The organism is Acetoanaerobium noterae (genome assembly GCF_900168025.1).
Taxonomy (GTDB): Bacteria; Bacillota; Clostridia; order Peptostreptococcales; family Filifactoraceae; genus Acetoanaerobium; species Acetoanaerobium noterae.
On sequence record NZ_FUYN01000001.1, the window covers coordinates 401,070 to 414,799 of the forward strand.

Genomic DNA, 13,730 nt, shown 5'->3' on the forward strand with positions numbered 1-13,730 from the left:
TGCATCTACTCACTTTCGTTTAAACTTCCTTCTACCTTGTCCTTAAACAAAATTCCGTCTAGGTGATCAATTTCATGACAAATAGCTCTTGCAAAAAGCTCCTCAGCTTCAACCACAAATTCCTTCATATCAGTATCATAAGCCTTGGCTTTTACATAATACGGACGAGTAACACAGCCGAATTTTCCTGGTAGGCTAAGACAACCTTCATCATCTGTTTGTTCACCACTAGACTCTAGAATTTCTGGATTTATCATCACTATAGGACCATCTCCTACATCTATAACCACTACTCTTTTAAGCACACCCACCTGTGGAGCTGCAAGTCCTACCCCATCAGCTTCATACATAGTATCTATCATGTCTTCTACTAGCTCTAAAATCTTATCGTTGATTTTATCAACAGCGCGAGATTTTTTTCTTAGTACCTCGTCTCCATCAGTTCTAATAATTCTAATTGCCATTTCTTACCTCCATAATTTTTAAATAATTTATCAATCTTGGTATAAATATAACAAAATATCATAGTTTTATAAGCAATCTCTCGATTACAAAGTATTCTTAACTATAGTTTATACCCTATCTATAGAATTTATACCATATTGATAGGATTTATATCAACTGAAGCATTTACATTGTCTAGAAGAACTACACTTCTTTTTTCTGTAAGTATATAGTTTATTATACTCTTAATTAAATGAATTTCAACTTCACTATCTTTTATTAAAATCTGCCATCTGTATTTATTTTCTATTTTACTTACAAGACAAGGAAAAGGTCCCATAATATTGACATTATGAACAGACTTTTTCTTTAAATAAAAAATAATTGCATCCTTAATTTGCATACTGCTATTAGCTGCGTTTTGTTCATTTACACTGCTTACAAGTACCCTGATTATATTACTGTATGGAAGATAGTTAAAGGTTTCTCTTAATTTTATTTCTTCACTATAAAATCCTTCAAAATCATGATTTAAAATGTATTTAAGAACATAATTATCAGGCGAAAATGTCTGAATTAAAACCTTTCCATCTATATCCCCTCTGCCTGCTCTCCCGCCTACCTGCTCAATAAGGCTAAACATTCTCTCATAGCTTCTAAAATCTGGAGCATTTAAACCTTGGTCAGCATTTATAACTCCTACTAAGCTTACCATTGGAAAATCCAAGCCTTTACCTATCATTTGGGTTCCAATAAGTATAGCTCCTTTAGTATGCTTAAAAGCTGAAAGTATTTCGCTATGACTGTTTTTTCTGCTTACAGTGTCTTTGTCCATTCTAAACACCTTAGCCTCTGGAAAAAGCTCCCTTACCTCAGCTTCAATTCTTTCAGTTCCTATTCCAATATCTTTCATTGTACCTTCATTGCAGCTTTCACATGATTTATGAAATGGAATTTCAAAATTGCAATAATGACATCTTAAGGTTTGGTTTTTCTTATGATAGGTAAGAGAAATATCGCAGTTTTTGCATTTTGGTACATGTCCACAGCTATCACAGCTTAAAAAATTCGCATATCCTCTTCTGTTTAAAAACAGAATTACCTGCTCCTTTTTTTTCATAGCTGAACTTATTTTAGTTTGCAGGCTAAAGCTCAAAAAAGACAAATTTCCTAATTTCGCATCTTCTTTCATATCTATTATCTCAATCGAAGGAAGAGGCTTGTTATTTGCTCTTTTACTTAGCTCAACTAGCTTGTATTCCTTATTTTTAGCTTTGTAATATTGCTCTACTTTTGGGGTCGCTGAGCCTAATATTACTGAGACAGCTTGAAGTTCATTTAATTTACATGCTACTTCTACGCTATCATATTTTGGGTTAAGCTCGGACCTGTATGCATCCTCATGGCACTCATCTATGACTATCAGTCCTAGATTTCTAACTGGAGCAAATAGCGCAGAGCGAGCCCCTATAACTACTGGAGCGTCTATATTTTCTATCTTTGACCATTCGTCATATCTTTGCCCTACGCTAAGGTGACTGTGAAGGACAGCTACCTTTGCTTTAAATCTTGCTGTAAATCTAGCAATGGTTTGAGGAGTAAGTGAAATTTCAGGGACTAATACTATAGAGCCTTTACCTTCTTCTATCATTTTGTCTATGAGCTCCATATATATTTCTGTCTTTCCAGATCCAGTTATTCCTTTTAATAAAACAGGTCTGTTTTTGGTGCTCAGCTCATCACTTATTTCTTCAAATATATTATTTTGCTCTTTATTTAAAGCATGCCTTATATAGGTGGTATTATTTATATTGTCATTGCTTGAGTCTCTAAAAATTCTGCTGCTTTTAATCTCAATTATTTCTTTTTCTTTAAGATTATTTATATATGCAGAAATATTTTTACCCTTAAATTCTTCATTTAATTTATCCCTTGATAACTCCACATTATCCAGTATCAATTTATATAAGTATTTTTTTACATGTGCATTTGTTTTTAAGTCTAAATACTCAAGCTGCAAAGCAAGCTTGTCCTTTAGGACAACAAAATCCTCAAACTTAGCACTTCCTTTTCTAATTTGAGACGGATAAAGTAAGCTTAGTGCATCTAAATAGCTACACATATAATAATCTCTAATCCAAAATGCAAGAGCAATCTTGTCATAGTCTAGATTTGTTTTTTCTCCTAGAGAAACTATCTCTTTTAGCTTATCCTCATCGCAAGGCAATTTTTCTTGAATTTCGACAATTATAGCCTCCAATTGCTTATTACCTCTTCCAAACGGAACATGTACTATTTGACCTAAGCAAACATCGAGATAAGTTTTATATGTAAATTTTTTATCTATATATCTAGATTTTTGAATTAATATTACTTTACAATATTTTTCAACCATACATAGCCACCTGACTTAGACTTGATTTATTACTTCGTTATATTCAAAGTAAAACAAAAATAAGCACATTGTGCTTATTTATTGTGCATTATATATATGATTTTATCATAAATTTCTTTTGATAACTGATTTTTTGTCATAATCGGTAGCTCTTCAATATTTCCATCTGCAAACAGCAGCTTTACAATATTGGTATCTCCTGCAAAACCAGCTCCCTCTTGTTTTAAATCATTTGCAACTATAAAATCTAGATTTTTCTTCGCTAATTTTTTTTGCGCATTAGCGATTAGATCATCAGTTTCAGCAGCAAAGCCCACTAAAACTTGTTTTGTTTTTAGTTTTCCAAGCTCAAATAAAATATCCTTATTTCTGTCTAGCTCCAATACTAAATCTGAATCAGATTTTTTAATTTTTGAATCTGAAATATTTTTAGGCTTATAATCGGCAACCGCAGCAGACTTAATAACAATATCCATTTCATCAAAGCTAGAAGTCACTGCCTCATACATCTGCTGAGCACTTTTAACTTTAATAACCTCAGAAATTCCAAAAGGTATCTCAAGATTTGTAGGACCAGTAACAAGAGTTACCTTTGCGCCCATAAGCGCTGCTTGATATGCAAGAGCATAACCCATCTTACCAGTCGATTTATTGGTTATATATCTTACTGGATCTATCGCTTCTTGAGTCGGGCCAGCTGTTACTAGAACATTTTTCCCTTTTAACTCATCAGTCTTGTTAAGTAAAAATTTTATATTTTCAACTATTAAATCAGGTTCAGCTAGCTTGCCTGGTCCTAAATCTCCACAGGCTAGTCTTCCGTATCCTGGTTCAATAAAAATATATCCCAAATCCTTAAGTTTTTGAATATTTGCCTGAGTGACAGGATTTTCATACATATTAGTATTCATAGCGGGTGCTATTACTACAGGAGCTTTAGTAGCCATGACTGTAGTTGAAAGCATGTCGTCAGCAATTCCATTTGCTATTTTTCCAATTACATTTGCAGTAGCTGGCGCAATTAAAAAAATATCAGCTTTTTTTGCCAAAGATATGTGTTCAATATCCCAATTTGTAACTGGTTCAAACATCTCAACTGCAACTGGATTTTGGCTTATGCTCTGAAATGTAAGTGCTGATACAAATTCAGTAGCATGTTTTGTCATAATCACATTAACCTGTACGTTTTCTTTTCTGAGTCTAGATACAACATCACAAGCCTTGTATGCAGCAATTCCTCCACTTACTCCTAAAACTACTGTTTTAGACATTTATTTCACCTCATTATTATCCTTAGAAGCTTCCTCCATCTCGTTTAACATAAAATCTTCAAAATATGTAGTCTTGTAAGTTACTTTTTCTTCGAAAACTTCAAATGTAGCTACTGATACAGGTTTTTCCTCTACAGTCTCTACCATTTTGTCGCTTCCTTCAACTAGCTGTCTTGCACGCTTTGATACCTCGTTTACAAGGCAATATCTGCTATCAGCCTTATTTAATAAATCATTAATAGATGGATAAAGCATATTATAATTCCTCCTCATAAATTTTGACAATTTCCTGGCTGTATCGGTTCACTTTGTTTTTTTCTGCGCTTATTATAGCTTCAAGATCATCTACTGCTCTAGTCAAATTGTCGTTAAAAATAAAGTAGTCGTATTTTTCTATAGTTTTTATTTCTTGCATTGCTCTTGCCATTCTGTTTTCTATTTGTTCAATAGTTTCTGTCCCTCTAGTTACAATTCTATTTTTTAGCTCCTTAAGTGAAGGAGGCAGAACAAAAACCAAAATAGCATCTGGATACTTTTCTTTCACTTTCATGGCCCCTACTATTTCTATTTCAAGAAGCACATCTTTTCCTTTTTCTATGCATTCAAGCACCCATTTTTTAGGTGTTCCGTAATAGTTTCCAAATACATGAACATATTCCAAAAGGGAATCTGTCCCTATCAAATCCTCAAAATCCTGCTTTGATATAAAATTATAATTTACTCCATCTATTTCATTTTCTCTTGGATTTCTAGTTGTAGATGAAATCGAAAGGAGCATTTCTTTATTTAGCTCCATGAAGTTTTTGCATATAGTACCTTTTCCGGCTCCAGATGGCCCAGAAACTACTACTAATAAACCTTTTTTCTTCATATTAATCTCCTATTTTTACTCTTCGTGATGACCCTCATCTTTTATATTACAGCGATGTGCCATAGTTTCTGGCTGAACTGGACATAAAATTATATGATCACTATCTGTAATAATAACTGCTCTCGTTCTTCTTCCATAAGTAGCATCAATGACTCTGCCCTTATCCTTAGCATCTTGAATAACTCTTTTAATGGGTGCAGATTCTGGGCTTACTATAGCTACTACCTTAGCAGCAGAAACAACATTACCAAAACCGATATTAATCAATTTCATATGATTGGCAACTCCTACTCTATGTTTTGTATCTGTTCTCTAACTTTTTCTAGCTGGCTTTTCAAATCTACCACATAAGAAGTAACATCTATGTTAGAGGATTTCGAGCCAATAGTATTGATTTCTCTATTCATTTCTTGAAGTAAGAAGTCCATCTTTCTTCCAAGTCCATCATTGCTAATAACTGTGTCTCTAAGCTGAGATATATGAGTTTTAAATCTTACGATTTCTTCAGTAATACTACTTCTATCGGCATACAGTGCAGCTTCTTGAAGTACTCTTTGAGGATCTGACTCAAATCCATAAACCTTTAAAAATTCATCTAATTTTTGTTTTATTTTATTTCTATATTCAGCTTCGACATCAGCTGCCAATGCCTCTACAGATAATATATCCTTTTCCAAAACGTCACAACGCTCAAGAGTATCCTTTTGAAGTAGTTGTCCTTCTGTTTCTCTCATTTTCTTAAGCTCTGTAAGAGCGCCCACTAAAGCTGATTCTAAAACGGATAGAATTTCCTCTTGGTCTAGCTCATTTTCACTGCTTACTATTACATCAGGGAATCTTCCTATAACTGAAGTTGTAATATCATCTCTTGTATTTAAGGTGTCTTTAATTAAAACTAGAGATTCATAATATCCTTTCGCAAGCTCAGTGTCAACTGAAAGTTTTGCATCTGAGATACCTATGTTTTCCATTCTGATAAAAACTTCTACCCTACCTCTTTGCACATACTTTTTTATTTGCTGTCTGACCCATTCTTCTAAAAGCATAATCTTTCTTGGCATCTTAACATTTATATCAAGATACCTGTGATTTATGGACTTTACCTCCACTGTAAATTGAAACTTTTCAGTCTTACATTCTCCTCTTCCAAATCCAGTCATGCTAATAGCCAATCGTCATCCACCCTTCCATCACATATTTTCTGAGCTGGTCCAGTCATATAAAGCTTTTCTTTTAGGATTTCTATTTCAACCTCGCCCCCTGGAGAACTAACTTTTACTTTGTCATTTACAAGGCCTAGTTTATTTGCTATATATGCACTCGATGTCATCCCTGTTCCACAAGCTAAGGTGTAGCCACAACCTCTTTCATAAGTTTTTACACCAATAGTTGATTTATCTATTATCTTTACAAAATTAACATTTATTTTCTTAGGAAATAGTTTTGTATTTTGTTCAAGTCTGGAGCCGTAATAATCCAATTCTTGTAGTGATATATCATCTTCAAAAATTACTAAATGCGGAACCCCAATTAAAACAGCGCTTGCAAGAAATTTTCTATCCTCAATTACAATTTCTTCATTTATAAACTCAGCATAATTTGTTAGAGCTGGAATTAGTTTAGGTTCTAGGGTAGGTAATCCCATCTCTACCTTAACTAGCTTAACTTCGTCATTTTGAGTAATCAAGCTAATATCGTAATTCCTAGCCGCTGCTTCTACTAAAAAAGAAGTCTTATCAACAATTTTATTTTCATAAATAAATTTAGAAAAACACCTTATTCCATTGCCACACATATCTGCTTTACTACCATCTTGATTATAGTAGACCATTTTTATGTCACAGCTTGTAGATTTTTCGCAAGCCATCATACCATCCGCGCCTATTCCAAAATGTCTATCACATAATTTTTTTGCAAGCTGTGAATAGTCCACATATCTTCCATCCAAATTATTAAACAATATGAAATCATTGCCTGCACCTTGCATCTTCCAAAATAACATAAGACACTTCCTTTACAAGGTATTTTTCCATTAGTGTATATTATGGTATTTTTTTAATATACATCACTATTCAATAAAGCATATAAATATTTTGAACAATAAAACCGACTTGTAAAAAATAGATTACCATAGTTTATGAAAAATTTAAACAAAATTTGTCCTAAATTTGTCCAAACAAAAAAAGAGAGTAAGCCCTTAAAGGACTACTCTTTTTTACTATGAAAAAATAGAGCGACATATTAATTTAAGTATAAAAATATTACGATATAAAAAAATTTATATCATAGTATTAAAATCACATAAATAGTAAGTAGTATTAAAAATAGATTAATTTATGTACAAAAAAATGACGAGACTAGAGTCTCGTCATTGCGCTATTGGATTTACCCAATTAATCTAGATTACAAGTAAGTAACCCAGTAAAAAATTAACTTCGTAAGTTCGATTTATTTTTCAATATAATTATACCCTGTAAATATAATAATAATCAAGCCTAAGTTGAATGTATACTATTAATAATATATGGTATAATTCTAATATTATTTTTTAGGGGGAAACTATGGAGAAATTAAAAATGAAAGATCTGCATGTAGGTATGATGGATGCAAAAGATGAATTAATTAAAGCAACACCCGAAGTTAAAGAAAGGTTTATAGAAACCTATATAATACCTGAAAATTTGGATGTTAAAAGCTTTTGGGAAAAACATTACTGCTTTATAACTGGATTAAAAGGAACTGGGAAAACAGCTTTACTTAGATATATTGGTATTATGGCGGAAGAAGAATTAAATTCATTAAACTCTTTTATACTATTTAAAAGTAATTTCAATACATATGATAAAGAAAATATGATTCGTTTAATTGACAAGAATTTTGTGAATTCTTTAGAAAATTATAGTAATGCTGATTATGAGATTATATGGAAATGGTTACTTCACCGCCATATTGTTGAAAATATTTCTTCAAACCATGGAAAAGATAATTTATTGTTTGAAGGAAATCCTGCATGGGACACATATGAAAAGTTTGTAACAAACCCTTTTCCGGATACTAAATTTAAAAAAATTCAGAAAAGTTTGGCTAAAGCTACTGTAGAAATAAATGGAGCAATTTTTGATGGCAATTTAGGGGCTAAACTAGGTTTTGAGTTTAATTTTGATGATATTCAAACCAATAAATCTAAATTGAATGATGCAGTTAGTACAGCCGATAGACTATTAGCAGATATTATTCCTTTAAATAGAAAAATGTTTATATTTGTAGATGAATTAGAGTTGAGTTACGAATCAGAAGAAAGTTATCGTAGAGATCAAATTTTAATCAGAGACTTAATAATTTCTGTTTATAGAATGAATCAGCTCTTTGAAAAACAATCTTTAAATATAAAAATCATTTGTAGTGTAAGAAGCGAGGTATTGTTATCAGTTGATGCATCGGGAAAGGAAGTAAATAAATATATATCTAGCTATGGATATCCCATATATTGGAATGAAGCTTGTGCTGTAGGCACTCGACATCCCCTTATAGAATTATTTATTAATAGAATTAGACTTTCAGAAAAAAATGCAGGAAGTCACGAAGTAACTAGCGATAAAATATGGAATAAGTGGTTTGGATCTACTACTGAAGGTCAGGATATGGAGCAGTATATTTTAAGATTAACTTGGTTTAGACCTAGAGATATTATTAGGATTTTAACTTTAGCAAAAACTATGAGGCCAAGTGATGAAACTTTTGATAATAAATTGTTCTCTCATATTATAATTGAATATTCTAAAGATAGCTGGATGGAAACTATTGAAGAATTAAAAGCAAAATATAACAGTGAAGAATTAAAAGCAATCAGAAAAATATTTTACGGTTATTATAAGGAATTCACTTATGAAGAATTTCTAATACAGGTCGAAAATACAAAAAAATTATTTAACCCTATTCCTAATGTACTTAATAAACCCGATGAATTATTAGATGACTTATTTAGAATTGGTGTAATTGGAAATATTAGTAAAGGTGTGCAAAGGTGGGCTTCAAGAGGAGAAGAAGAAATCTTAACAGGTTATATGTATAATATTCTTGTACACCCAGCATTAAGAAAATATCTTTGTTCTATTAAAAATCCAGCTTTTAAACCTCCTGTAAATAAAAAAACAACTGCTATTAAAAAGGAAGAGCACCAAGGCGAAGTTATAAATGTCTCAATAAACAAAGGATTCTCCTTTATAAAAGCGAAGGATGTTGATTATTTTGCTCCATTACGTAATTATAAAAATATCAAGAATGGTCAAAATATCCATAAGTGTAAAGTAAAATTTAATGTAAGATATAATAATAAAAAAGATAAATGTGATGAGGCTATTGAGATTTATCTTTTACCATAAATTTTCCTGTGATTTTAAAAGGTGATTTAGAATAATATTAACATAAAATTAATAGCAAAAAAAATAGCCTACTACATTTAAGGAGTAGGCTATTTTTTTTATATATTATCTTCTCTTTTTCCGTCCACATATCCCTCAGTTAGAATATATATAATCAAAGTAGCAAATGCTGAAACTATAGCTGTTATTTGAGCTATTTCAGCTTCAGTAAAATTAATAGCTACAAGAATGGCCGTTATAAAACCTATAAGAGCTGCCCAAAACTTCCTGCTAGATAACTTCCTTTTCCAGTCTATTTTCATTTAGTACCCCCACACTTTTCCGCAATATTATTCTGTATAACCCACATTTTCCAGTCCCAAGGATATTCTTTTAAATCAGCAATATGTCTCTCTGGACTATTAATAATCTTTAATTTAGCAAGGTTATTTATAGCATCTATCCCATAATCTAGTTCTTTTTGTGATACAGGTTTTCTGGCCATGTCCTCATCCTCCTCTGGTTTCACATTAGTAAAACTTACACCTTTGATTCTTCGTGCATAAGGAAATATAGTTGTTTTTTCTAAAGTGATGCCGTTTCTACTAGCATTACAATGAATCCACTTCCCATCTCCAGCATAGATTCCTATATGATTTATTCCTCTTTCAACTCCTGGATCATGTTTAAATCCTAAATCTCCTATTTTCAAATCTGATACTTTTATTGAATTACTCGCATGCCACTGATACCAAGTTCCATCTGGTATATCAACTCCTACTATTTTATAGCAGTACCTTACAAATCCTGAACAATCTAATACCTTCGGAATTGTTGGTGGCATTGCCTTAGCTCCAAGCTTATATTTAATGTTTTTACTTTTCAGCATTAAAGCTGCTTCAAGAATTTTGTTCCTGTTTATCATTTCTTCCTCCTATACACCATTTCTAAAATCTTCAGCTCCTTCAGTAACATTTTCATTATTTCTAATCTTATTTGCTATAATTCGACTTCGTATTTTGCCTTTAGAGAGATTTTCGAAACCACTTTTAGCAATTATAGCCACGAGGACTATTTGTGCCCAATTCGTCAAAATTTCTAGATTTTTTGTGGCCGAAGTGGTATCTCCAGTTATTATGGCCAAAAAAGAAGCAATAAAAAAAGCACCTATTACGATGCCTACAATAATAAAGAGAGTTAGCTTACTAGCTTCAACATATCTTCGTTCTCTAACTTTAATTTTCTCTTTTTCTTTTGCAGCTTTTAGTTCTGCTTCAAGCTCTGATATAGATTTTCTTGGTGACATCTATAACACCCCTTGCTGGACCATATAAAAAAAGAAACCTACAAAACCGCCTACTATTAATCCAATAAACCAGCGAATAGTAGTTGTTAGTTCTGTGAGCTGCTTGCATAATTCTGTAATTTTAGTTTTAAACTCACGATTATCTACTTTTATAGTTCCTATAGTTTCTTTTATATCATCAATTTCATCTGAATGCTCGTCTAATTTTTTTTGATGGTTTTCAAACTTATCTTCAATGTTCTTATGTTTTTCAGTACATAGTTTTTCTTCTATCATGCTCTCCCTCCAGTATAAAGGTGCTCCTTTAACTAAATAATTAGATTATCATCTATTCCAAAATAACATAATTACTGTCAGTATTAAGTACGTTAAGCCTATTAGTAATAATCCTGTAAACATTAGTTTCTCCTTTTTAGTCAACTATTAATATTTTTGATAATAAACCACCATTAAAATATTTAGTACCATCACTTGCCTGATAAAAAATATTTTCTTGCAAGGTGCCCATACTTGCTGGATATACATAACACTCACCCACATAAATAATATCATCATCAATTTTAAAATCATTAGCATTCTTTGGTACCTTATTAAAAGTAAATATTGGATTTAGCAATAAATGTTTATCATTAATATCGGTCATGCTAAAACTATTTTCCACTGTTACTTTTGAGCAAAAAAAATACAAACCATCTAACTCCAAAACAAATCTATTATTATGATATTCGCAATTAACCCATCCTTTGTTAAACAAACAACAAGAAAATACATAATAATCATTCAATAAAAATATTTTATAATTATTAGATGATACATAATTCATTGCTAAAACCCCACTTGAAGGTAATGGAGAAATAGAACGCGCATTATTCATATATCCATTTATATTACCACTAGAATTTAAAGGACCAAAACCCGAATTAAGACTTAAAGTTGATGGACCACTAAAATAAATATTTATATAAATATTGCCTCTAACATGAAATGTGTATCTGTTAGAACTAGTATCTGTAGCTGCTGGATAATAGGAATATACCATTGTGCAACCATTATTTATTAAAAAGTTAACAATTTCCAGTAGTATTCTATTTTGCTTTGAATATGCTAAATCACCTGCTAACGGCGCATAAGAAAAACTATATTTATTTTGAACTAGAGCCATATATCTATCTCCTTTTTTTACAGCTTCGTTAAGCCCGAAACACGAACATCATAATTGACATTTAAATCCTTTCTAATAAAGTCAATATCAACAAATAATGCTACATCTGCTGGTGTAATGGGAACCAAATTATCTTCCAACTTCTTTCGTAATCCAACCACTGTAGTCACTTCATTTCTTACTAAACTCGTTACTTCAACCCACTCACTACCATTCCATCGCATTAACTTTTCTGGCATTAAGACATCACTCCTCCCGTAGTATCAATCCATAAATCGTTATTCTGTGGGCTAGTCGGTGGTGTTGCTCCTACTGCTATATTTCTTAAGCCTTTAGGACCTGTGTTTCCTGGAACTTCAATTCCATCATCTGTAATAGTAACTGCGAGCCTATCACCAGAATTACTTTTGAAGTACTCAACTACCATACCTTTACGATCTTTATAAATTCTACCTTTGCTTGACATTGGAGTAACTCCATCTCCTCTGCCTAATGTTATTGTAGGAACTCTTAAATTGCCAACAGAATCAGTAATTTCTTCAAACTGCATCTGCATAACTGGAATAGCATCATACTGATATACCATTACTGGATAATCTGTTTCTGCTGTATGCATTTCTTTTTGATATTCATCTGTCCAGAACAAAAGCGCTCCATCTCTAGTTGTGTATTGAACCATAGGAAGGCTATCATTTCGCTGAGCTTGCATGAATTTTAAAAATTGCTTTTCTGCCTCAATGTAGAATAGAGTTTCATCACCTTTTAAAAAATCTCCTGTTAAAAGGTGGTCTACTGTTAGCTCCGCAATTCTACCTCTACTTGCATATAGGTTATTAACTATCACTGTCTCAGAAACTACTACGTCTATTTCTGCAGAGATAGCTTCAATAGCAGTTGCTGATAATAAACCATCAAATTTATAAACTCCTTCAAGTGGGTCAAACCAGAGCTTATTTTTCCACTGGCCATCTTCTTTAGATTGCATGGCTAAGGTATCTGAATTAAACCATGCTCTAGCTTTTTCGTCACTTCTAATTGCTTCGAATCCCATATCTGGACTAATTCTAATTCCATGATATAATTTTCCTTTTGCAAGAGTATCTCTTTGTATTCTAAAAATATCATCAGCAAGTGTACTAAAAAAATTTTGAATTTCAACTTTTGAATTGATTTTTTCAAGTGGATTATATTCATAACTTATAATTCTAACTTCAGTATTTATTTCTAAATCAGGATCTATAACTTTTACTGTATCTCCTAAACCAAACTCTTCAAACTGCCCAAATTCAGGTAATGTTTTAAGCTCGACAACATCTATATCATATGCGAGCTTTGGAATTCCATTTACATTTTCTCTAGCATCTACAAATTTTCTTATTCCAATAATATCTTTTCCAATCTTAAATTCTTTGCCTGTTATGCTTCCTAGTCGCTGTAATAAAGAAATGTTGAATTTATCATACTTAATTTCAGCACCTATATACGATGCAAACTCAAGCAAAATAGCTCTACACGATAGTTTTTCTTGAATTGAAAATGTTTGGATTTGATTAAAATCTACAGTACTAACAATAAATCCAGTACCTTCTAATATTTTAGAAAGTATATATTCTGGAGTTCCATCCTCAGTGAAGTAATCCTTATCATACTCCACTTTATTTAATCTATAAGATATATGTTCACAATAAGCTTTTACAAATAAACCAGCATCATTTCTATACTGTTCAAAAGTAACAATATCAAAATAATTTTCATCTGCTTCTACTATATAGTTATGATTAATATAATTTTTAGCAGTAGAATCTAAGATAGCTGTAAATTCAAGATTGTATTCCTTATTAATTCCTTGCTTTATTTTGGCATCAAGTATATTGTCAAGATTTACTATAAAGTTTAGATTATTGTCTAATATTTTCATTA

General features: G+C 31.7%; 16 protein-coding genes. 1 reads left to right on the forward strand and 15 read right to left on the reverse strand.

Annotation, left to right across the window (positions count from 1 at the left end; translation table 11 throughout):
- Window positions 1-5: 5 nt before the first annotated feature.
- The 8 genes from def to dapF all read right to left on the reverse strand — a co-directional run bounded on the left by def (window position 6) and on the right by dapF (window position 6,983).
- Window positions 6-464: a peptide deformylase gene (gene def / locus B5X47_RS02010; protein WP_079588548.1), complete on the reverse strand. Its 459-nt coding sequence runs from the start codon at window positions 462-464 to the stop codon at window positions 6-8.
- Between the two features lie 128 nt (window positions 465-592).
- Complete coding sequence (gene priA / locus B5X47_RS02015) at window positions 593-2,839, reverse strand: replication restart helicase PriA (protein ID WP_079588549.1); 2,247 nt, start codon at window positions 2,837-2,839, stop codon at window positions 593-595.
- 74 nt (window positions 2,840-2,913) lie between these two features.
- Window positions 2,914-4,110 (reverse strand): bifunctional phosphopantothenoylcysteine decarboxylase/phosphopantothenate--cysteine ligase CoaBC, encoded by a 1,197-nt coding sequence (gene coaBC / locus B5X47_RS02020; RefSeq protein ID WP_079588550.1) that lies wholly within the window; start codon window positions 4,108-4,110, stop codon window positions 2,914-2,916.
- The gene (rpoZ, locus tag B5X47_RS02025; RefSeq protein ID WP_013362071.1) at window positions 4,111-4,365 is read right to left on the reverse strand and encodes a DNA-directed RNA polymerase subunit omega; all 255 of its coding nucleotides are present in this window, start codon (window positions 4,363-4,365) and stop codon (window positions 4,111-4,113) included.
- 1 nt (window position 4,366) lies between these two features.
- Window positions 4,367-4,981 carry a guanylate kinase gene (gmk, locus tag B5X47_RS02030; protein WP_079588551.1) on the reverse strand — a complete coding sequence of 205 codons (615 nt, stop codon included), beginning with the start codon at window positions 4,979-4,981 and terminating at the stop codon, window positions 4,367-4,369.
- 15 nt (window positions 4,982-4,996) lie between these two features.
- Entirely contained in the window at window positions 4,997-5,254 is a 258-nt protein-coding gene (remA, locus tag B5X47_RS02035) for an extracellular matrix/biofilm regulator RemA (RefSeq protein WP_013362073.1), read from the reverse strand.
- A 14-nt stretch (window positions 5,255-5,268) separates the two neighbouring features.
- Window positions 5,269-6,153 (reverse strand): YicC/YloC family endoribonuclease, encoded by an 885-nt coding sequence (locus B5X47_RS02040; RefSeq protein WP_242950985.1) that lies wholly within the window; start codon window positions 6,151-6,153, stop codon window positions 5,269-5,271.
- Window positions 6,138-6,983: a diaminopimelate epimerase gene (gene dapF, locus B5X47_RS02045; RefSeq protein WP_079588552.1), complete on the reverse strand. Its 846-nt coding sequence runs from the start codon at window positions 6,981-6,983 to the stop codon at window positions 6,138-6,140. Before dapF ends, B5X47_RS02040 begins: the two co-directional genes overlap by 16 nt.
- Before the next feature lie 559 nt (window positions 6,984-7,542).
- Between dapF and B5X47_RS02050 the strand changes: the two genes are divergently transcribed.
- Window positions 7,543-9,363, forward strand: coding sequence for a P-loop ATPase, Sll1717 family (locus B5X47_RS02050; RefSeq protein ID WP_079588553.1), 1,821 nt, complete (start codon window positions 7,543-7,545; stop codon window positions 9,361-9,363).
- A 98-nt stretch (window positions 9,364-9,461) separates the two neighbouring features.
- On the opposite strand, the gene B5X47_RS02055 is transcribed toward B5X47_RS02050, so the two are convergent.
- The 7 genes from B5X47_RS02055 to B5X47_RS02085 form a co-directional block, all read right to left on the reverse strand.
- Window positions 9,462-9,665 carry a phage holin family protein gene (locus B5X47_RS02055; protein ID WP_079588554.1) on the reverse strand — a complete coding sequence of 68 codons (204 nt, stop codon included), beginning with the start codon at window positions 9,663-9,665 and terminating at the stop codon, window positions 9,462-9,464.
- Window positions 9,662-10,267, reverse strand: coding sequence for a C40 family peptidase (locus tag B5X47_RS02060; protein WP_079588555.1), 606 nt, complete (start codon window positions 10,265-10,267; stop codon window positions 9,662-9,664). Before B5X47_RS02060 ends, B5X47_RS02055 begins: the two co-directional genes overlap by 4 nt.
- A gap of 9 nt (window positions 10,268-10,276) precedes the next feature.
- Entirely contained in the window at window positions 10,277-10,648 is a 372-nt protein-coding gene (locus B5X47_RS02065; RefSeq protein WP_079588556.1) for a hypothetical protein, read from the reverse strand.
- Window positions 10,649-10,924, reverse strand: coding sequence for a hemolysin XhlA family protein (locus B5X47_RS02070; RefSeq protein ID WP_079588557.1), 276 nt, complete (start codon window positions 10,922-10,924; stop codon window positions 10,649-10,651).
- A 136-nt stretch (window positions 10,925-11,060) separates the two neighbouring features.
- Window positions 11,061-11,810: a hypothetical protein gene (locus B5X47_RS02075; RefSeq protein WP_079588558.1), complete on the reverse strand. Its 750-nt coding sequence runs from the start codon at window positions 11,808-11,810 to the stop codon at window positions 11,061-11,063.
- Between the two features lie 17 nt (window positions 11,811-11,827).
- Entirely contained in the window at window positions 11,828-12,049 is a 222-nt protein-coding gene (locus B5X47_RS02080; protein WP_079588559.1) for a hypothetical protein, read from the reverse strand.
- A complete protein-coding gene (locus B5X47_RS02085; protein ID WP_079588560.1) occupies window positions 12,049-13,728 on the reverse strand; it encodes a phage tail protein in 1,680 nt (559 codons plus the stop codon). The genes B5X47_RS02080 and B5X47_RS02085 overlap by 1 nt, the downstream gene beginning before the upstream one ends.
- Between the last annotated feature and the right edge of the window lie 2 nt (window positions 13,729-13,730).